The organism is Tenacibaculum sp. HL-MS23 (assembly GCF_032463465.1).
Classification (GTDB): domain Bacteria; phylum Bacteroidota; class Bacteroidia; order Flavobacteriales; family Flavobacteriaceae; genus Polaribacter; species Polaribacter bernardetii.
This window is the reverse complement of record NZ_CP135989.1, coordinates 2,088,008-2,106,601: the sequence shown is the minus strand read 5'-3', so window position 1 is coordinate 2,106,601 and position 18,594 is coordinate 2,088,008. Positions and strand designations below refer to the sequence as shown.

Genomic DNA, 18,594 nt, shown 5'->3' with positions numbered 1-18,594 from the left:
AATTTGATGTAATTAAATTTGTGGAATATAATGACTATTGTCAAATTCTCTTCTTAACTCGTTGAATTGATTAGAAATACTTGCATCATACTGCACATCTCCAACACGTAAAATAAATCCTCCTATAATATTCGGATTTACTATATTTTCTATACCTGCGCTATTTCCTGTAATTTCTACAATCTTTGCTTGTATTTTATCTTCTAATTCTTTTGTTAAAACTACTGCTGTAGTAACTTTAGCTACTTGTATTTTATTATCCTGATCATAAATAAGAGCATATTGCTTTGCAATAGATTCTAACATGATCATACGTTTATTTTCTTCTAACAAGTTAAATAAACCCTTAACAATAGTATTTACTTTATCACCAAAAAGCGCTAGTAAAACCTTATGTTTCTCTGTAGCTTTAACCACAGGGCTTTTAAGCATTCTTTTTAAATCATTACTATCTGCAATAGTACCTGCGATAAACTTCATATTATCGTTTACTAAAGAATCACTATTAGTTTCTTTAGCAAGATTTAATATTGCTTTTGCGTAACGTAATGCTGGTCTTGCTCCTTTCATCGATTGCTTAGTTTAAAGTAACCTCTTTTAACATTCCTTCAACAAGCTTTAATTGCTCGTCATTAGAAGCTAATTCTTTTCTTACTAATTGCTGAGCGATATCTATAGACAAATTTGCTACATTTTTCTTTAATTCAGCGATTGCAGCTTGTTGTTCTTGTTTTATTGTTGCTTTAGCATTTTCTATCATGATAGAAGTTTGGCCTTCTGCTTCTTCTTTTGCTTCAGCAAGAATACTTTCTTTAATATCACGAGCATCTTTCATCATTGCATCTCTTTCTGCACGTGCTTCTTTGATCATTCTCTCATTATCTGCTTGCAAGTTTTGTATTTCCTTACGAGCATTGTCTGCTTGATCTAATGCAGTTTGAATACCTTCTTCTCTATCATTTAATGCAGATAGAATAGGTTTCCAAGCAAATTTCATCATCAAAAAAATCAAGATTAATAAGATAAAAGCTTGCATTGCAAACAACCCTATTGAAAAATCATTAAAAATTTCCATACTACTTAATTTTGTATTTTTTTATTGTTTAATAAAACACTTCTGCAACCAACCGTTGCAGAAAGTGTTTGTTTTTAATTTTTCGGATTATTTTCCTAAAAGTAAAGCACCAAATGCTAAACCTTCTAATAATGCTCCGATAATAATCATTGCAGTTTGAATTTTATTAGCTGCTTCAGGTTGACGAGCAATAGCTTCCATTGCGCTACCACCAATTTTTCCTAAACCTAAACCACCTCCAATTACGATTAAACCTGCTCCTATTAAATTGTACATACTAATTGATTTATATTAAATTAAACAAAATTTTTATTCTACTTCTTAATGGTGCTCATGCTCTTCTACAGCCATACCAATAAACAATGACGATAGCATTGTAAAAATATACGCTTGTAAGAACGCTACCAAAACTTCAATTAACGTTAAGAACAGTGTTAAGAATACAGAAACTCCTGTAGCTCCTGCTGTTCCAAACTGTGCTTTTAATGTAATCATTAAAGCTGCAATACCCATAACTACTGCATGCCCTGCGGTAATGTTCGCAAATAAACGAACAAATAACGAAAAAGGTTTTGTTAACATACCTAATACTTCAATAGGTGCTAAAACAATTTTCATTAATACTGGTACACCTGGCATCCAAAAAATATGTTTCCAATAATCTTTATTTCCTGAAAACTGCACTATTATAAAGGTAAATAATGCTAAACATACTGTAACAGCTAATTGACCTGTAATATTAAAACCTAACGGAGTTAATCCTAATATGTTAGATACCCAGATAAAAAAGAAAACAGTAAGTAAAAAACTCATAAACTTACGATAATGCTTCTCACCTATATTTGGTCTTGCTATTTCATCTCTAACATATAAAACCAAAGGTTCTAAGACTCTAGAAAAACCAGTTGGTATTGCTCCTTTTTTATATCCTTTTGCTAATGACCTAAACCCGAAGATCATCAATAAACCTACTAGTAGCATTCCAAAAACACTTTTTGTTATAGAAAAATCTAATAACTTATGCGCTTTTACTGGATGATGCTCTTCATCAAAAGAAACTACGGTAGCTCCTTCTTCTAATTCGTAAATCTTACTATGTACTTTAGCTAATTTAACACCTCCTGCATCTACAACAATTTTTCCATCATCATTATGATGAAATGCTGAAGACATAAAAGTCTTTAACCCTTTACTTGTCCATACAATTACTGGCAAAGGAAAACCGATGTGTACTCTCTCATTTGCATCATTTGTATATGAAAACAATGAAAAATCATGCGAATCTGCTAAGTGATGCTTCTTATAAGCTTCTATCTCTTCCTTTGTATTTACACGACCACCATCTTGCGAAGGGTCATCTTTTTCATTACCAAAAATTGAAAAAGAAGTAAAAACTAAAACAAGTATTGTTAAAAAATTGATAGATTTTTTTGCTATCATCATATCTTTAATTTGAATATACGATTAAGGTCTGTAAATTTCCGTGCAAAGGTACATATTGTAATTAAAACTACAAACCGTTTTTTTATTTAGTTTTTCTATTGTTATTTCGTCTTGTTATTTTCATCAAAAAACGACGAAACTATTTACTACTCAGTAGTTTCGAAACGGCAATAGCTTCTGAAATTAAAAATATAAACAACGGAATTACCAATGAAAACCTTTCTGGCTGTGTAAGTTCTTCGTTTGCAAAAACCGAAACCTTGAAAATCAAGACAAAAAATCCGATTTTTAAAAATACAGAGGCTAAATATGCATATCCTGCTTGATTAATTAATTTAGAGGCTACTAGCTCTACAATCGCATACACAATCACCGTAGCGATAAGATGAAACAGGTATATTGAAAACAATGAATATGAGAGAGAAATTTCTTTAGACTGTAAAATATAATCGTGAGGAAAATAACTTACTGCGAATACTATAAAAATAGCAGTAAGGAAAAACAAAATTCTTTTAATCATTATCTTTTGAAATTTTTGTTACTTGACGTATTACCGAGAACATTGCTAAAAAGACTGCCGCAAGTGTGCATATTTTAGAATATAATTCTCCATTGTTAGGATATTGTACATCTAACCACTTACCTAGTAAATTACCTAAGTAAATCGTCAAACCCATTTGAAGAGCAATACTGGTAAACCGAATGTATTTATTAAGCGGTTTTACCTTTGGTTTTTTGCTCATCTTTATTTAGTTCTTTTACAGCTCCTTTCATAGCACATGTTGCATTAAATGAGGCACCTGGCTCTACAGAAAGCTTACCAATAACTACATCTCCATTAATATTTGCTGATGTTTTTACTGTTAATGTGTTCGAAACAACTAATTCTCCAGAAAACTTACCTTCTACATCAGCGTTTGCACATTCAATCTTTCCTTTTACAAAACCAGATTCACCAATAATAACTCTACCGTTGGTTTTAATTGTTCCTTCTAAAGTTCCATCAATTCTAAAATCTCCTTCAGAAATAATATCTCCTGTTATTTGCGTGTTTTTACCAACAATGTTTCTTTCTGAAACTTTATTGTCACTTGTTTTTTTATTTTCTTTACTAAACATGATTCGGGGAATTAGTGTATTATTTGTTTAATTGATCTAAAATTTCCTTTGCTTTTACACCTTCTTCTTTTGTTGCATAACTAATAGCTACAAATTCTAGTGCTTTTTTATAAACCTCTTTATTCTCGTACTTACCTATAGATAAAGCTTTTAAGAGTGCGAATTTAGGAATTAATTCTGAATTACTTATTGTTGGTAAAAAAGCGGTTACCTCTTTTACAACCTCTTCAAATTTATTCTCTTTAAAAATATAATAAATTTCTTTATACTTATCTAAAACAGCATCTTCTTTTTTACCTCCTTTTAATTTTTCCTCCGGATTTAATATTATTTGAGCGAATGTTGTTTCGGGATACTTATTTAAAATAACGTCTTTATATCGGTTTGATTTTTCTTGATCACCAATACTTTTATAAACTTGATATAAATGATAACTAATCGGCAACTCCAATTCTTTATTTGTTTGCTCTTTTTGTACGCGTTCTAAATTTTTAATAGCAAGATCTGTGTTTTTAAATTGCTCTTTATAAATTAATCCTAATTTATACAAAGCATCATTACGATCTTCCGTTAAAGTGGTTATTACTTTTTTATCAGTAGGAATTTCGTTTAAATAAGTTGCTAATACATATCGCTTATTTACAATTGGTTCTGATGATGTTTCTTCAACATCATTCGTTGCAATGGTAGATTTATCAGACAAACGCCAGTTATCTTCTAAAGGACGCGTACCCCACACTCTCTGAAATTCTGATTCACCAAAGCCTAATGCCTGAGTATTATAAAAATACCATTTTCCTTTATTACTCGAATTGTTTACTGACGATCCTCCACCAAAAGAACTTCCGAAGTTTTGTGCATTTAACAGCTGTTGCTTGTTCTCTTCGTCTTCTTTTTTAATTTTTGCTATATAATTTTCAAAAAATACGGTTCTTTCATCTGTCGTCATTGCAACTAACTTAAGAATGCTATCGTTATTTTTTACAACCTCTTCATATTTTCTTAAAGTTGTTAGTCCTTTGTTTTTTCTTCTGATTCTTCTAATTCTCTTTTCTTGATCAAATTCTTTTGACGTTACCTGTAAAACACTATCGTAATACGAACCTGCTAATACATAGTTTTCTTTATCAAATGCAATATTTCCTAAACCTTCGTAGGCATATGTTTTTTGATAATTATTATTAGTCTTTGCGGCTATTGATTCTTTAAAATAGTCAATAGCATTTGCTGTTTTATTTCTTCCTACTTCTAAAACACCTGCCTGATAATAAAGTGCATTTAAAAATTTACGGTTATCTGAATTTCTAATTAATTTTTTTAATCTAGCTAAAACAACTATCGATGCTGAATCGTTTTCAGTGTTTTTAGCCATTTCAATATTTGCGCGTATACGGTATTTGTAAGGTGCCTTTTTTGCTTCAGCTAATTTATTAAACACCACTCGCGCTGAGTCTCTGTGATTTAATTCGCTGTAAATTTGCCCTAAAACAAACATATTACGAGCAGATTGCTCTTTGTTTTTAAATATTTTAGTAGCTGCTGTTAAATGTTCTATAACTTTTTGAATCGTATCTGTTTTTTGATACGCCATTGCCATTGCAGTATGTGCTTGTTCTCTTATAGCATCAGGAAGTTCTTCTTCGTTTTCTTCAACTTCTAATAAGAACTTTAAAGATTCTATGGCTAGTTTTTCATTATCTAAACGAATATTTGTTTTTGCTCTCCAAATTTTCGTCTCGTTAATTAAATTAGCATTCGGATAATTTACTATAATGTAATTAAAAGATTCTATCGCAGGAATAAAACGCTGTGTGTAATATCTAGATTTTCCTAAAAGTAGATAAGCATCATCAATTTGACGGTTTTTTTCATAACCGTTTATATTCATCGTGTGCTTTTGAATAGCCTTTACAGCTTTTTCTTCTGCTTTATCAAAAGACGTTAAGTTTTCAACCTCTTCTTCTTCGTTTTCATTAAAACCAGTACCAGGCTGCAAAACAGGAACTACTATTTTATTCTCATCAAAACTAATTGGTTCTATTTGTAAACGTTTCCAAAAATTATCTTCGTGCTTGCTTTCAATCTCTTCGAGCCCTTTTAAATAAGCTTGCTCTCCGTTAAAAAGAATATTATACTTAGTGGTAAGTGCGTGAAAATTTCTATTTATAAAAGCATCTTTTTTTACACTACACGAATATATTAGTGCTAAAAAAAGGGTAAAAACTAAAAGTTTGGATAGTTTATTCATATAGTTATACTTTTACTGTACAACAACTATATTCGTTAGTTTATTGTATGTAAAAACGTAAAAATAACAATAATAAAATAATTTTAGTGCTCGTAATGCTATTTAAAATAAATCTTAGAGGTTAATTAAAATAGTATACATTTTAGTTAACCTCTTTTTATTGATATATTTTATTAATTATACAGAAAAATAGCTTTCTAATTCTTGCAACGTTTCTGGTGATGTATTTATGTCTTTTACCACATTTCCTTTATCTAAAACAACTATTCGCTCACATACTTCAGTAACGTGACTTAAGTCGTGACTAGATACTAACACGGTAACTTCTTCATTTTCTGTTAAACTCTTTAGTATTTTTTTAAGTCTGATTTGAGTAGTTGGATCTAAATTCGCAAAAGGCTCATCTAAAATTACTACTTGTGGATTTCCCATTAAAGCAGCTATAATTCCTGCTTTTTTCTGATTTCCTTTACTTAAATCGCGTAAATATTTTTTCTTGCCCAGAATTTCGTCATTAAAAAACTCTTTAAAAGGCGCTAAAAATGCTATAACATCCGCTTTATTCATTCCTCGTAAATCTCCAATAAAGTCGAAATATTCTTCGGGAGTTAAATATCCTATTAAAAAAGATTCATCAATAAAAGATCCTGTAAAAGTTTTCCAATCTTCACTTTTATTTACAACTACATCGTTGTTTGTAATTTCTCCTGTTGTTGGTCTTATCAAATCTAGTAAAATATTAAATAACGTAGTTTTTCCGGCGCCATTATTACCAACCAAACCAAAGCTTTGTCCGCTAGGAATTTCTATTTTATCTACATTTAAAACCTCTGCTTGTCCGTATTTTTTTGAAACTGTATCTATTGTAATCATACTATTTTCTTTAAATTTTGTTTTGTTTATGCTTCTTTTCCGAAAGCGTTAATCATCGCGTATTTGTCTTTGATATATTTTTTTTCTATCAAATTCATAAAGTAATTCTTAAAAACTAAACCAAGTACTCCCAATAAAGCAACTAAAATATACCCTGAGTTATAACCAACAAAACTGTTAAATACCCAAAATATAGCCATTGGTAATAACATTAATGGTATAATAATAAGAAACTGCGTTGCGCTTGTTCCTTGTGTGTTTCCGAAACCTCCCTTTGTTAAATCGATTCGTTTTCTATTAAAAGATCCTGCATATAACAAAAACAGTGAATTAAAACCGATATTAAAAATAGCCCCCACGGTAATCATTAAAAATATTTTTGTTCCGAAATATAAATAAGGAAAACTTAAACAGTATAAAACTGTAGTCATCGCAACCATTAAAAACCACTTAGAATCTAAGAATTTACGATATCTAAAACTCTGACTCATTAGCATTTTATAATGTGCACTATCCCAAGCCGGAATAAACTGACCGTAATTTAATGTAAAACCTCCTGTTACAAACAAGCCCGCAAACATTAACATTGCTGGCATTTTCTGATAAGTTTCTTGTGTAAAGAAAATCAACCCATAAAAAAGGAATAAGAACGACATTAAAAAAACTGTTTTTGTTCTTTTGTTTCGCCAAATTAATCGGATATCATTTTTTATAAATGGTGCGATATCTCCTAATTTTTCTGTCCACGATAAATCTGCTGTGTTCGCTTCTTCAGTTTTAACTGCAACTAAATCATCTAAATAAACTCTTGCTCTTAATAGTTTAAAATTTACATAATATAACACTACTGCAATAACAAAGGGAACTAATGCTAAAATTGGATTTACTACAATTGCATCAAATATTTGTTGACTATATAGTGAAACATTAAAGCTAGTAAACTTTTGCAATGCCAATAAAGCAACTAGTAATGTAGCAATAAATGCAAATACACTATTATTCTTATTGATTAAAAAGTTTAAAAAATTAGTTACTTGAATTATAAAAAACATAGCGGTTAACCAACCTAAAACTCCACCCACATTATAATCTTGACTAATTAAAACTACACTAAAAGGAATATAAAAAAACAAGGACATGAAGTTGAATCCTGAAAATGCCGATTTACCTAAAACATAGTGTACTAATTTTTCTTTCTTTATAGGAAGTATTAATAGAGGTTTAATATTCATTACTGGTAATTTTTGCATTAAATAGCGGAAAATTAAATCTCCCAGTATAGCAAAAACTAACATTGAGTTTACAATTTGTAACGGATCTTGTTCTGGATACATTTTCTTTAAAAGAAAAAAACCTCCAATACCAATTCCTAAAAAAACAGCTAAAATATATAGGATAAAAAAGCCCATTATAATTTTTAACGCAATTCCTTTTTGCCAATATGAAGAGCGAAAATATTGTTTCCATTCTAATTTTAAAAAATGTGCAATCATTTGGTTTGATTTTTAATTGATTGATAATAAGAGTCTATTATGTACTATTTGTTACATAAAAAAAGCATCAATTTTAAAAATTGATGCTTCTTGGTGTTTTTTACCTTTATAAAAATTAAACCCATTTACATAATACACCTCCCATAATAGCTAAACTTACTACCCAATAACCTACGTTAATTGCAATATATTTAAAACTTTTTCTTTCAAATAATCCGTTAATTGTAATTATAGATCCTGCTAATAATAAGCCAATCATGGTTCCGTGTAAAGCACCGTGACCAAAAGTTCTAAATCGATCACCAAAATTTGACATGAATTCTTGAAAATAGGTAGATGCTCCTCCTGATCCTTCTGTAAAACCTGGTTCTCCCATTAAAGTAGAAAAAGCTCCCCATTGGTGAATAACCAACGTTTGTAATACAAATGCTATTAAAAAACTGCACACATACGATAATCCGAAAATTTTAAGCATATTACCACCTTTTAAACTTTCTTCTGTGAAACCCATTTCTTTCATCCATGCTTTTCCAAAAAGTGGTCCATACCAAACAAATCCTATTATCATTGGTACCAATGCTGCTAGTGCGCATATTAAAAAATTAAATTTCATAAATATAAAGTTTTGGTTTATAGTCAAATATAACAAAAAAGCATCAAATATAAATTTGATGCTTTTTTGTTATTTATCGTTAAAATAAATTTTATTTTATTTTCATTGATTTAGCAATTGCTTCCAATTCAAACAAAAAATCACGTTTATTTACCGATGGTGCATACGTAAAACCTTCAAAAACCACTAAGCGATTATTTTTCTTATCAATTATCGTGTAGTTTATAAATGGTCCTGCCATAAAATCGTTTTTAACTTCCCATTTACCACGAGTTTCATATGCTTTTTTACCATCTATAACAGCATCAAAAGTAAACGGAGTGTATGCTTGTTCGGTAATCATATACATACCCTCTTTACTACCTGGTATGTATTTTTTACCAATTGTATCTCGTACTGCTGTAATATTATCGGCAACAGTTGTTTCATCTTCTAAAGGAACCGTGTATATTAATACATTATTAGTCCCGTCTCCTCGTGCTATACCACTAGATAAATGCTGACGAAACCAAATAAAATTACCCGCATCTTCAACCAATTTATATCTCTTAGGAATATCTATTGTTAAACCTATATTTTTAATCGTTTTAAACTTCGTTTCATCAATACGTTCTTTTTTAAAAATACGTTGTGAAAACTTAATATCTTCATCTTTAAACAACTTGATAATCTCTTTTCCTCGAGTATCTAAAAGGTTTATAATCCCAGCTTTATTCTTTGCAGTTGCATGTACAATAATTTGAGGTGCTGCATACTTGTTTTTTTCAACAGTAATACTTTCTTCTTTACCTTCTTTAATCATTAAAACCGCTTTTCCATGTCGCATGAAACTACCAAAACCCACAGGATCTATTTGGCTAACCGATAACAAGGTTTCTGGTTGAGGCAAACCTACTTGATGCTCACCAAAAACTTTACGTATTTGATCTCCAACTTTTCCTTCCCAATCTATTCCTTTAACAACCACCATTATTTTATTGGTGTTACCATTAGATGTTGGCAAAACATAACTGTCTTTTCCATTACCTGTATTGCATGATATCGCTAAGAATATCGAAAAAAGTAAGATTATTGTTTTTTTCATAGTTTGTAGTTTTTAGTAGTGTATTTTTTAACCTTTAAAAATTTTAAGCTTCATTCCTGGCTTTAGACTTTTAGCACTCCAAATATTGTTCCACTTTTTTATTTGCTCAATAGAAACTGATGGATATTTTTTAGAGATTGTCCATAATGAATCTCCATTTTGCACTACATAAATATCGTGCTTGCCGGTCGGAACCTTATACTTCTTTTTAGACACCTTCTTAGTAACACCTATTTTCTTCGGATAAATACTTAAACGTTGCCCTATTTTTAAACGATGATTACGCATACCGTTCCATCGTTTTATATCGCTAACTCTTACGCCAAACTTATTTGCTATTTTCCCTAAATAATCTCCGCTACGTACTTTATAACGAATGCGTTTATCCATTTCAAAATACTTAGGCAAAGGTTTTTCTCTTTTACCTTCATCTTCTTTTGCCAAAACATAAATCTCTTTCTCCTTATCAAGAAAATCTATCATGTTTTTTCGAGGCAAACGAACTGCGTAATTTTTGTTTTTTATATATGGAATAATATCTAATTTATACGCCGGATTTAAGAAAGACAGCAACTCAGTATCGATCTTCGTTTTCTCTGAAATTTGATCGAAAGTGATTGTTCTTTTTACGCGAACTGTATCGGTTTCGAAATGGAAGATATTTGGTGGCTCAGGGTAAATCCCGTGTTCTTCGGCATATTCAAAAATATACATCGTTGCATAAAATGCAGGAACATAACCCGCAGTTTCACGTGGTAAAAACGGACGAATATTCCAGTAATTACGATATCCTCCAGAGCGTTTTATTGCTTTCGAAACATTTCCTGGTCCTGAGTTATAAGCGGCCAATGCCAAATCCCAATCTCCAAAAATTTTATATAACTGACTTAAATATTTACAAGCTGCAATAGTTGCTTTTACCGGGTCTTGACGTTCATCTACATACGAACTTACCTTTAGGTTAAACTGCACTCCTGTACCGTACATAAACTGCCACAAACCTGTTGCACCAACTCTAGAACGAGCTGCAGGGCGCAAAGCAGATTCTACAATAGCCAAATATTTCATTTCTAACGGAACATCGAACTGATCTAAATACTGCTCGAACATCGGAAAATAATATTGTGCCTTTGCCATTAACGCCGGATAATATTTTTTTCGGTATTTTAAATAACTATTAATCACCTTTTCTAATGCAGGGTTGTATGCTAAATGAAATGGTGTTTGTAAATCTAAATCTGTTAACCGTTTTTTTAATAAATCCGAAGAAAGTATGGTTGTTGTATTACCAATAATATCTTTATCATTAATTACATACTGAATACTATCAAATAATGATGAATTAAACTTTTCTTCAATCAATAAACTATCAATAATTTTTAAATCAGCATCAGAATATAAATCTTCTAACTGTTTTATTTTGATAGTGTCTATTGCTATTAAAGTAGAATCACTTATTATTTGTACACTTTTTTCGGGCACCAAAAGGCTATCAACAGGTTGTTGCGCAAAGATTGATGTTGTAAAAAAAAGTAGTATTAGTAGGTTTCGCATATTTTTATTTTAAATATCTAATTCAACCACAATCGGGCAGTGATCTGAATGTTTTGCTTCAGGTAAAATATAGGCTCTTGAAATTTTTTCTTTTAACGGCTCAGAAACCATCGCATAATCTAAACGCCAACCTTTGTTATTGGCTCTAGAATTTGCGCGATAACTCCACCAAGAATATTCTTGCCTTTCTGGATTTAAATAACGAAAACTATCTGTAAAACCGCTATCAATAAATTTAGTTAACCACTCACGTTCTTCTGGTAAAAATCCAGAAACTCCTTTCATTTTTGGGTTATGAATATCAATGGCTTCGTGACAAATGTTATAATCACCGCAAATCACTAAATTCGGAATCGTTTTTCTCAAATCAGCGGCATATGCTAAGATTTCATCCATATAATTGAATTTATAATCTAGTCTTGCAGCATTGGTTCCCGAAGGTAAATACATACTCATTACCGAGACCTCTTCAAAGTCTACACGAAGGTTTCTACCTTCAAAATCCATAGATTCAATTCCCGTTCCGTATTCAATATGTTTAGGTTCTTCTTTACAAAAAACAGCTACTGATGAGTAGCCTTTTTTTTGTGCTGAAAACCAATAATGATATGGATAGCCAGCGTTCTCGAATTCTGTTACATCTAACTGTTCTTTATGCGCTTTGGTTTCTTGAATACAAATCACATCTGGATTTGCAGCTTGTAACCAATCGATGAATCCTTTTTTTAATGCGGCACGAATTCCGTTTACGTTGTATGAGATTATTTTCATTAATCTAAAAAAATTGGTTTTTTAAGAAAAATCCAGGTTAACTGTTTCTTTTCTCCTGTTTGCGTTTGTATTATTTTTTTTCTTGGTGATAAAAAATACCCTAAAGCAATTGCTACCGCAATTCGTAGCCAATCTGGCTCTACATGAAATGCTTTATCTAAAATCAGTAAAAAAAAGATTGCTAAAAGAGGATAAATAATTCTGTGGATTTTCTTTATTAATTGTATCATTTAATCTAAAATAATAGGCTTTTTTAGAAAAAACCAAGTAATTTGAGTTTTCTCTCCTGTCTGAGTTTGAATTTTCTTTTTTCTAGGAGAAACCAGTACTGCAAAAAAAGCAGAAACAGCTATTCTAATTCCTAAACTTTCAATATTAAATACTTTATCTAGAATTGCACTTACAAGAAGTACGACCAGAAAAACTACAATAAAGCTGTTTTTAGCTAAAAACTTCATCCTAAATATTCATTTCAGGAACTTCTCCGTTTACAATTAAAGTTCCTGCTGTAGCATTCTGAATTTCTTCAACAGATACTCCTGGAGCTCTTTCTAATAAATGAAATGCACCTTCTTTAACTTCTAACACCGCTAAATTGGTAACCACTTTAGTTACGCAACCAACACCTGTTAAAGGCAATGAACATTCTTTTAATATTTTAGATTCGCCACGCTTATTGGTATGCATCATCGCAACAATAATATTTTCTGCTGATGCAACTAAATCCATCGCGCCACCCATTCCTTTTACCATTTTTCCTGGAATTTTCCAGTTAGCGATATCTCCGTTCTGAGCAACTTCCATCGCTCCTAAAACAGTTAACTGAACGTGTTTACCACGAATCATAGAAAAACTTGTTGCTGAATCGAAAATAGAACCACCATCTAAAACAGTAACCGTTTGTTTACCTGCGTTTATTAAATCTGCATCTTCTGTTCCTTCAACAGGAAAAGGTCCCATACCTAATAATCCGTTTTCAGATTGAAACTCAACCTCAATGCCTTCAGGAATATAATTAGCTACTAAAGTCGGAATTCCGATACCTAAATTAACGTACCATTTATCTTGTAATTCTTTCGCTATTCTCTGTGCTATTTGTTGTTTTGATAAAGCCATTTTCTTACAATTTTGGGGTTACAGTACGTTGCTCAATTCTCTTTTCATATTTTTCTCCTTGAAAAATACGTTGTACGAAAATTCCTGGAATATGAATTTGATTAGGATCTAATGTTCCTGCTGGCACTAATTCTTCTACCTCAGCAACTGTTATGGTTGCAGCACCACACATATTCGGGTTAAAATTACGTGCTGTTCCTTTAAAAATTAAATTCCCTGCAGTATCTCCTTTCCATGCTTTAACAAAAGCAAAATCTGCTTTAAAAGCTGGTTCTAAAACATACATTTTTCCGTCGAACTCACGTGTTTCTTTTCCTTCTGCAACTTCTGTTCCGTAACCTGCCGGCGTATAAAATGCAGGAAAACCTGCTTGTGCAGCTCTACACTTTTCTGCTAAAGTTCCTTGTGGAGTTAATTCTACATCCAACTCACCAGATAACATCTGGCGTTCAAACTCATCATTCTCTCCTACATAAGAAGAAATCATTTTTTTAATCTGTTTATTTTGAAGTAATAAACCTAATCCGAAATCATCTACACCTGCATTATTAGAAATACAGGTAACATCTCTTACATTTAATTTTACTAACTCTGCAATAGCGTTTTCTGGTATTCCGCACAAACCGAAACCTCCTAACATAAAAGTCATAGAGTCTTTTACACCAGCTACGGCTTCTTGTACGTTATTTACTTTTTTATTTATCATTGTAGTTGTTTGTTTTATATTAAAAAAGCTTCTTTGATTCTCATCATCAAAACAAATTCGTTAAAAATCAGTATCGCCTTCTTCTACCTTTATTTCCTCACCTTCTTTAACATCTTCCTCTTTTACCTCATCACAATTAACATTGATAGAAAGCGCTTCTGAAGGTTTTTCAAAATCTTCCTGACTTATATTTAAACTTTCATCAGCATAACATTTTTTCATAAATAATGCCCATGTTGGCAAAGACATTGCTGCTCCTTGTCCTTTTGCTATTCCTGCAAAATGCGTTGCTCTATCTTCACCTCCTGTCCAAACGCCTGTAACTAAATTAGGCACAATTCCCATAAACCAACCATCAGACTGGTTTTGAGTTGTTCCTGTTTTTCCTGCAATAGGATTTGTAAAGTTATATGGATGTCCTGTAATATAATCTGGATATTTATATGGCAAGCGTAAACGGATACCTGAACCGCCTGTTGTTACACCTTTCATTAAATCAAGAATAACATATGATGATTCTTCACTTAAAACCTCTTTTGTTTCTGGCACAAACTCTTCTAAAACTGTTCCGTTTTTATCTTCTATACGAGTAATCATCATGGGACTTACACGTAATCCTTTATTTGCAAAAGTAGAATAGGCACTTACCATTTCGATTAACGATAAATCAACTGCTCCTAAAGCAATTGATGGATTGGCATCAACTTTTGATGTTATTCCTGCTGATTCTGCTAAACGCGCTACATTTACAGGAGAGACTTTATCTATTAATTGTGCTGAGATAACATTTACTGATCCTGCCAAACCTTTTTTTAATGTTAATTCACCACCATATTCATTACTAGCATTTTTAGGTGTCCAGTCTTCTGGCATTCCATATTTTTCCTTCGGAATTGTATACAATACATTAGGCAATTTATCGCAAGGAGACATTTTTAACTGATTAATAGCAGTTGCATATACAAAAGGTTTAAATGTAGAACCTACTTGTCTTTTTTGTTGCTCTACAGCATCGTATTTAAAATATTTATTACTAATACCGCCTACCCAAGCTTTAATATGACCTGTTTGAGGCTCGATAGAAACTAATCCTGAACGCAAGAAGTGTTTATAATAACGGATAGAATCATATGGTGTCATTACCGTATCACGATCTCCTTTCCAAGAAAACACACGCATGTCAACATCAGTTTTAAAAGATTTTTCAATTTCTTTTTCTGATTTTCCATTAATTTTCATGCGTTTATAACGAACAGATCTTCGCTTAGCACGTTTCATATTATTTAAAATCTCTTTTTTATCTAAATCATAAAAAGGTGCTGTTTTATTTCTTTTTTGCTCCTCAAAGAAATAAGATTGCAAATTAGACATATGCTCTCTACTTGCCTCTTCGGCATATTTCTGCATACGAGAATCTATAGTAACATATACTTTTAATCCGTCTTTATAAATATTATAAGCCTGGCCATTGTCTTTCGGGTTTTCTTTAGCCCATTTTTTTAAGCGTTGTTTTAGGTTTTCTCTAAAATAAGTAGCTAACCCGTCGCTATGACTTTCTGGAGTGAAATTTATTCTTAAAGGTGTTTTTTGTAGCGAATCTTTTTCTTCTTCGGTTATAACTCCATTTTTTTCCATTTGAGAAAACACCGTATTTCTTCGTCCTAATGATTTTTCTTTAGAGCGTTCTCTATGCGGATTGTATTGCCTCGGATTTTTTAACATTGCAACTAAAATAGCGGCCTCTTGCACATCTAAATCTCTAGGTTCTTTGCCAAAATAAATACGTGCCGCAGAACGAATACCTGTTGCATTAAAAAGAAAACCCTGTGTGTTTAAATACATGGTTGCTATTTCTTCTTTAGTGTATTGACGCTCTAATTTTACCGCAACTACCCATTCTTTTAATTTTTGAGTAAGTCTTACTAACTTATTACTTGTACCTCCTTGATTAAATAGGTTTTTAGCCAACTGTTGGGTAATTGTACTTGCACCTCCTTCGGTTCCTAATTTAGATACTGCTCTTGCCAATCCTCTAAAATCAATACCTGAATGTTCATAAAAACGTTCATCTTCGGTAGCTATTAAAGCTTTCAATAAAATTGGAGGTAAATCTTTATATTTTATAGGTGTTCTGTTTGCTTTAACATAATACTTTCCTAATGTTTTTCCGTCAGCTGAAATAACTTCTGTTGCTAAATCACTTTTAGGGTTTTCTAATTCTGCAAAAGATGGTAAATCTCCAAAAACACCCCAAGAAGCTAATAAAAACAATAGACATATAAAAAGGAACCCTCCTAATATAATGCCCCAAAACCATTTGATATATGTACTAAAATTAATTGTTTTTTTCTTTGTCATTACTGTGTTTTTTCAATTCTAAATCCTACTTGAGATATTCCTTCAAGTTCTTCAATCCCTTCAATATTGCCATTTTTTCTCATGGCTTGTTTAACTTTAAATATATAATCTCCTGTATTAGGAAATATTATATTTTCTTTATAAAAAAGTTTATTTTCTTTAATTGTAGAAAATCCTTCCCCCAAAAACTTACCGGAAACATCTGCCATATCATACTCTAACGTATCTATAATTATTTGACCGTCTGGAAAGTTAATTTGAGCGATTAAAAACAAATTACTGTAATTATATTCATTATTATTTCTAAGGTTTATAAAAAGATTTTTCTTGTTTATAGAATCTTTTACCGAGAAATTAAAAGTAACAGCATTGCTCTTATTCCACGAACTTTCAGGCAACGTTATATACTCATCATATATTCTATCTGAATCACATGATACAATTGTAAAAACTGTTAAAAAAAGTATTAGTAAACTATTCTTTTTCATTTTTATTGTCCGTGTTTTCGTTAGGCTTCTTTCTTCTTTGATTATTGCTTCGTCTTTTCGGAGCGTTTGGCTTCTTATTTTCTGGCTTAATATTTTTATCGCCTTGTACTTTTTCTGTTTTTGACTTATTGCTTCTAGGATTATTTCTTGGTTTTGGTTTCCTATTATCAATCCCCTCTTTATCTGCGCTCTTATTCGCTTCTTTATTTATCGGTCTCCTTTTTTGAGGTTTTCTATTTGGGCTAACTTCAGACGGTTTAGCTCCTTCAACTTTGTTTACTGGCTTCCTTTGGGGTTTTCTTCTAGGCCTAGGTGTAGCTGCAGAATTATCATCAGTTTTACTTACTGGTTTTCTCTGAGGTCTCCTTTTTGGTCCTGCATCAGCAGGTTTAACTGGCTCTTTTTTATTTAAAGGCTTTCTTGTTTTTCGTCTATTATTACGCGATTTCTTTGGCGCATCAAAACGAGTTAAACTATCTTGTCCTACAACATTTTCAAAATCAACAACAGTCTCTGTAACTATTTCTAATTCATATTCATCTAACGGTAAAGCCAGTTCATTATTTTTATTTAATTCAATAATTTCTTGAACTTGCTCTAATGATAATTGAAACCACTTAAAACTTTCATGCTTATAAGTATACCAAAGTATTTTTTTAAAGATATCCATCTTAACAAAAACGGCATCTCCTTTTTCAGTTTTTAGTATTTTATCTTGTTTCGGAAAACTTTGTAAAGCATCCAAATACGTATCTAGCTCAAAATTTAAACAACACTTTAATTTACCACATTGCCCTGCTAACTTTAAAGGGTTTAGTGATAATTGCTGATAACGTGCTGCCGCGGTATTTACTTTTCTAAAATCAGTTAACCAAGTAGAGCAACAAAGCTCTCTACCACATGAACCAACACCTCCTAAACGTGCTGCTTCTTGGCGCATACCAACTTGTTTCATTTCTACACGAATAGAAAAAGTTCCTGCTAAATCTCTAATTAACTGACGAAAATCTACACGTTCATCGGCTGTATAATAAAAAGTTGCTTTGGTTCCGTCTCCTTGATACTCTACATCTGAAAGTTTCATTTTTAAGCCTAAACGGCTAATAATCTCTCTTCCTTTTCGCTGAGTTTCTTGTTCTCTATCTCTGGCTGTATGCCAAATATCAATATCCTTTTGAGTAGCTTTTCTGTAAATCTTTTTAACATCTTCACTATTCTCAGAAACTTTTCGCTTCTTCATTTGAACTTTAACTAGCTCTCCTGCCAACGCAACAATACCAATATCGTGACCAGATGATCCTTCAACTGCCACAACATCACCCATCGAAACTGTTAATTTTTCGGTGTTTTTATAAAAATGCTTTCGTCCGTTTTTAAATCGAACTTCAAAAATATTAAATGGAGCTTCACCTGTAGGTAAAGTCATATTCGACAGCCAATCAAAAACGGCCAATTTATTTCCACTTCCACAGGTACCAGAGGCACAATTCCCATTGCTTTTACATCCGTTTGGTACACCGTCTTTACTGGTTGAACAACTGTTACAACTCATAATATAGTATATTTTTACAAGCGTTTTTTAAATCTGAATTATCCCAGTATCAAAAAACACTTTTTATTATTGATTTTCAGCTAGATAAACTTTTTTATTCT

Annotated in this window: 22 protein-coding genes; 1 reads left to right on the top strand and 21 read right to left on the bottom strand. The window is 31.6% G+C overall.

Translation table 11 applies throughout. From position 1 onward, the window contains the following. Positions 1 to 12: 12 nt before the first annotated feature. The 8 genes from atpH to RRF68_RS12820 all read right to left on the bottom strand — a co-directional run bounded on the left by atpH (position 13) and on the right by RRF68_RS12820 (position 4,586). Positions 13 to 570 (bottom strand): ATP synthase F1 subunit delta, encoded by a 558-nt coding sequence (atpH, locus tag RRF68_RS09810; protein ID WP_218771949.1) that lies wholly within the window; start codon positions 568 to 570, stop codon positions 13 to 15. Between the two features lie 7 nt (positions 571 to 577). Further along, positions 578 to 1,075, bottom strand: coding sequence for a F0F1 ATP synthase subunit B (locus RRF68_RS09805; protein WP_218771948.1), 498 nt, complete (start codon positions 1,073 to 1,075; stop codon positions 578 to 580). 87 nt (positions 1,076 to 1,162) lie between these two features. Then, positions 1,163 to 1,351, bottom strand: coding sequence for a hypothetical protein (locus RRF68_RS09800; RefSeq protein WP_218771947.1), 189 nt, complete (start codon positions 1,349 to 1,351; stop codon positions 1,163 to 1,165). Positions 1,352 to 1,396: 45 nt separating this feature from the next. Beyond that, entirely contained in the window at positions 1,397 to 2,518 is a 1,122-nt protein-coding gene (gene atpB, locus RRF68_RS09795) for a F0F1 ATP synthase subunit A (protein ID WP_315944229.1), read from the bottom strand. Positions 2,519 to 2,657: 139 nt separating this feature from the next. After that, entirely contained in the window at positions 2,658 to 3,038 is a 381-nt protein-coding gene (locus RRF68_RS09790; protein ID WP_275316001.1) for a DUF6168 family protein, read from the bottom strand. After that, a complete protein-coding gene (locus RRF68_RS09785; protein WP_218771944.1) occupies positions 3,031 to 3,261 on the bottom strand; it encodes an AtpZ/AtpI family protein in 231 nt (76 codons plus the stop codon). Before RRF68_RS09785 ends, RRF68_RS09790 begins: the two co-directional genes overlap by 8 nt. Beyond that, complete coding sequence (locus RRF68_RS09780; RefSeq protein WP_218771943.1) at positions 3,230 to 3,637, bottom strand: polymer-forming cytoskeletal protein; 408 nt, start codon at positions 3,635 to 3,637, stop codon at positions 3,230 to 3,232. The genes RRF68_RS09785 and RRF68_RS09780 overlap by 32 nt, the downstream gene beginning before the upstream one ends. A 19-nt stretch (positions 3,638 to 3,656) precedes the next feature. After that, the gene (locus tag RRF68_RS12820; protein WP_410016846.1) at positions 3,657 to 4,586 is read right to left on the bottom strand and encodes a tetratricopeptide repeat protein; all 930 of its coding nucleotides are present in this window, start codon (positions 4,584 to 4,586) and stop codon (positions 3,657 to 3,659) included. Between the two features lie 640 nt (positions 4,587 to 5,226). On the opposite strand from RRF68_RS12820, the gene RRF68_RS12815 reads away from it, so the two are divergent. Further along, positions 5,227 to 5,400 (top strand): SipW-dependent-type signal peptide-containing protein, encoded by a 174-nt coding sequence (locus RRF68_RS12815; protein WP_410016845.1) that lies wholly within the window; start codon positions 5,227 to 5,229, stop codon positions 5,398 to 5,400. A 662-nt stretch (positions 5,401 to 6,062) separates the two neighbouring features. Here RRF68_RS12815 and RRF68_RS09770 read toward each other — a convergent pair. The 13 genes from RRF68_RS09770 to ricT form a co-directional block, all read right to left on the bottom strand. Continuing rightward, entirely contained in the window at positions 6,063 to 6,758 is a 696-nt protein-coding gene (locus RRF68_RS09770; protein ID WP_218771941.1) for an ABC transporter ATP-binding protein, read from the bottom strand. Positions 6,759 to 6,784: 26 nt separating this feature from the next. Continuing rightward, positions 6,785 to 8,251, bottom strand: coding sequence for a DUF5687 family protein (locus RRF68_RS09765; protein ID WP_315944227.1), 1,467 nt, complete (start codon positions 8,249 to 8,251; stop codon positions 6,785 to 6,787). 115 nt (positions 8,252 to 8,366) lie between these two features. Further along, positions 8,367 to 8,864 (bottom strand): DUF1761 domain-containing protein, encoded by a 498-nt coding sequence (locus tag RRF68_RS09760; RefSeq protein ID WP_218771939.1) that lies wholly within the window; start codon positions 8,862 to 8,864, stop codon positions 8,367 to 8,369. Positions 8,865 to 8,955: 91 nt separating this feature from the next. After that, positions 8,956 to 9,948: a DUF4837 family protein gene (locus tag RRF68_RS09755; RefSeq protein WP_218771938.1), complete on the bottom strand. Its 993-nt coding sequence runs from the start codon at positions 9,946 to 9,948 to the stop codon at positions 8,956 to 8,958. Positions 9,949 to 9,975: 27 nt separating this feature from the next. Beyond that, positions 9,976 to 11,502, bottom strand: a complete 1,527-nt coding sequence (locus RRF68_RS09750; RefSeq protein WP_315944226.1) for a lytic transglycosylase domain-containing protein — start codon at positions 11,500 to 11,502, stop codon at positions 9,976 to 9,978. Between the two features lie 9 nt (positions 11,503 to 11,511). Beyond that, positions 11,512 to 12,273, bottom strand: a complete 762-nt coding sequence (locus RRF68_RS09745; protein ID WP_218771936.1) for an exodeoxyribonuclease III — start codon at positions 12,271 to 12,273, stop codon at positions 11,512 to 11,514. Beyond that, positions 12,273 to 12,503 (bottom strand): hypothetical protein, encoded by a 231-nt coding sequence (locus RRF68_RS09740; RefSeq protein WP_315944225.1) that lies wholly within the window; start codon positions 12,501 to 12,503, stop codon positions 12,273 to 12,275. Before RRF68_RS09740 ends, RRF68_RS09745 begins: the two co-directional genes overlap by 1 nt. Next, positions 12,504 to 12,731 carry a hypothetical protein gene (locus tag RRF68_RS09735; protein ID WP_315944224.1) on the bottom strand — a complete coding sequence of 76 codons (228 nt, stop codon included), beginning with the start codon at positions 12,729 to 12,731 and terminating at the stop codon, positions 12,504 to 12,506. A 1-nt stretch (position 12,732) separates the two neighbouring features. Next, positions 12,733 to 13,389 (bottom strand): CoA transferase subunit B, encoded by a 657-nt coding sequence (locus RRF68_RS09730; RefSeq protein ID WP_315944223.1) that lies wholly within the window; start codon positions 13,387 to 13,389, stop codon positions 12,733 to 12,735. 4 nt (positions 13,390 to 13,393) lie between these two features. Then, positions 13,394 to 14,095, bottom strand: coding sequence for a CoA transferase subunit A (locus RRF68_RS09725; protein ID WP_275315996.1), 702 nt, complete (start codon positions 14,093 to 14,095; stop codon positions 13,394 to 13,396). 60 nt (positions 14,096 to 14,155) lie between these two features. Continuing rightward, positions 14,156 to 16,453 carry a transglycosylase domain-containing protein gene (locus RRF68_RS09720; RefSeq protein ID WP_315944222.1) on the bottom strand — a complete coding sequence of 766 codons (2,298 nt, stop codon included), beginning with the start codon at positions 16,451 to 16,453 and terminating at the stop codon, positions 14,156 to 14,158. Then, on the bottom strand, positions 16,453 to 16,941 hold the full coding sequence (locus RRF68_RS09715; RefSeq protein ID WP_218771930.1) for a gliding motility lipoprotein GldH: 489 nt from the start codon (positions 16,939 to 16,941) through the stop codon (positions 16,453 to 16,455). The genes RRF68_RS09720 and RRF68_RS09715 overlap by 1 nt, the downstream gene beginning before the upstream one ends. Next, the gene (gene ricT, locus RRF68_RS09710) at positions 16,928 to 18,493 is read right to left on the bottom strand and encodes a regulatory iron-sulfur-containing complex subunit RicT (RefSeq protein WP_315944221.1); all 1,566 of its coding nucleotides are present in this window, start codon (positions 18,491 to 18,493) and stop codon (positions 16,928 to 16,930) included. Before ricT ends, RRF68_RS09715 begins: the two co-directional genes overlap by 14 nt. Between the last annotated feature and the right edge of the window lie 101 nt (positions 18,494 to 18,594).

Bases quoted from the DNA above. Each gene is read 5' to 3' on its own strand.
- atpH (WP_218771949.1), bottom strand. From the start codon at position 570: ATGAAAGGAGCAAGACCAGCATTACGTTACGCAAAAGCAATATTAAAT.
- RRF68_RS09805 (WP_218771948.1), bottom strand. From the start codon at position 1,075: ATGGAAATTTTTAATGATTTTTCAATAGGGTTGTTTGCAATGCAAGCT.
- RRF68_RS09800 (WP_218771947.1), bottom strand. From the start codon at position 1,351: ATGTACAATTTAATAGGAGCAGGTTTAATCGTAATTGGAGGTGGTTTA.
- atpB (WP_315944229.1), bottom strand. From the start codon at position 2,518: ATGATGATAGCAAAAAAATCTATCAATTTTTTAACAATACTTGTTTTA.
- RRF68_RS09790 (WP_275316001.1), bottom strand. From the start codon at position 3,038: ATGATTAAAAGAATTTTGTTTTTCCTTACTGCTATTTTTATAGTATTC.
- RRF68_RS09785 (WP_218771944.1), bottom strand. From the start codon at position 3,261: ATGAGCAAAAAACCAAAGGTAAAACCGCTTAATAAATACATTCGGTTT.
- RRF68_RS09780 (WP_218771943.1), bottom strand. From the start codon at position 3,637: ATGTTTAGTAAAGAAAATAAAAAAACAAGTGACAATAAAGTTTCAGAA.
- RRF68_RS12820 (WP_410016846.1), bottom strand. From the start codon at position 4,586: ATGACGACAGATGAAAGAACCGTATTTTTTGAAAATTATATAGCAAAA.
- RRF68_RS09770 (WP_218771941.1), bottom strand. From the start codon at position 6,758: ATGATTACAATAGATACAGTTTCAAAAAAATACGGACAAGCAGAGGTT.
- RRF68_RS09765 (WP_315944227.1), bottom strand. From the start codon at position 8,251: ATGATTGCACATTTTTTAAAATTAGAATGGAAACAATATTTTCGCTCT.
- RRF68_RS09760 (WP_218771939.1), bottom strand. From the start codon at position 8,864: ATGAAATTTAATTTTTTAATATGCGCACTAGCAGCATTGGTACCAATG.
- RRF68_RS09755 (WP_218771938.1), bottom strand. From the start codon at position 9,948: ATGAAAAAAACAATAATCTTACTTTTTTCGATATTCTTAGCGATATCA.
- RRF68_RS09750 (WP_315944226.1), bottom strand. From the start codon at position 11,502: ATGCGAAACCTACTAATACTACTTTTTTTTACAACATCAATCTTTGCG.
- RRF68_RS09745 (WP_218771936.1), bottom strand. From the start codon at position 12,273: ATGAAAATAATCTCATACAACGTAAACGGAATTCGTGCCGCATTAAAA.
- RRF68_RS09740 (WP_315944225.1), bottom strand. From the start codon at position 12,503: ATGATACAATTAATAAAGAAAATCCACAGAATTATTTATCCTCTTTTA.
- RRF68_RS09735 (WP_315944224.1), bottom strand. From the start codon at position 12,731: ATGAAGTTTTTAGCTAAAAACAGCTTTATTGTAGTTTTTCTGGTCGTA.
- RRF68_RS09730 (WP_315944223.1), bottom strand. From the start codon at position 13,389: ATGGCTTTATCAAAACAACAAATAGCACAGAGAATAGCGAAAGAATTA.
- RRF68_RS09725 (WP_275315996.1), bottom strand. From the start codon at position 14,095: ATGATAAATAAAAAAGTAAATAACGTACAAGAAGCCGTAGCTGGTGTA.
- RRF68_RS09720 (WP_315944222.1), bottom strand. From the start codon at position 16,453: ATGACAAAGAAAAAAACAATTAATTTTAGTACATATATCAAATGGTTT.
- RRF68_RS09715 (WP_218771930.1), bottom strand. From the start codon at position 16,941: ATGAAAAAGAATAGTTTACTAATACTTTTTTTAACAGTTTTTACAATT.
- ricT (WP_315944221.1), bottom strand. From the start codon at position 18,493: ATGAGTTGTAACAGTTGTTCAACCAGTAAAGACGGTGTACCAAACGGA.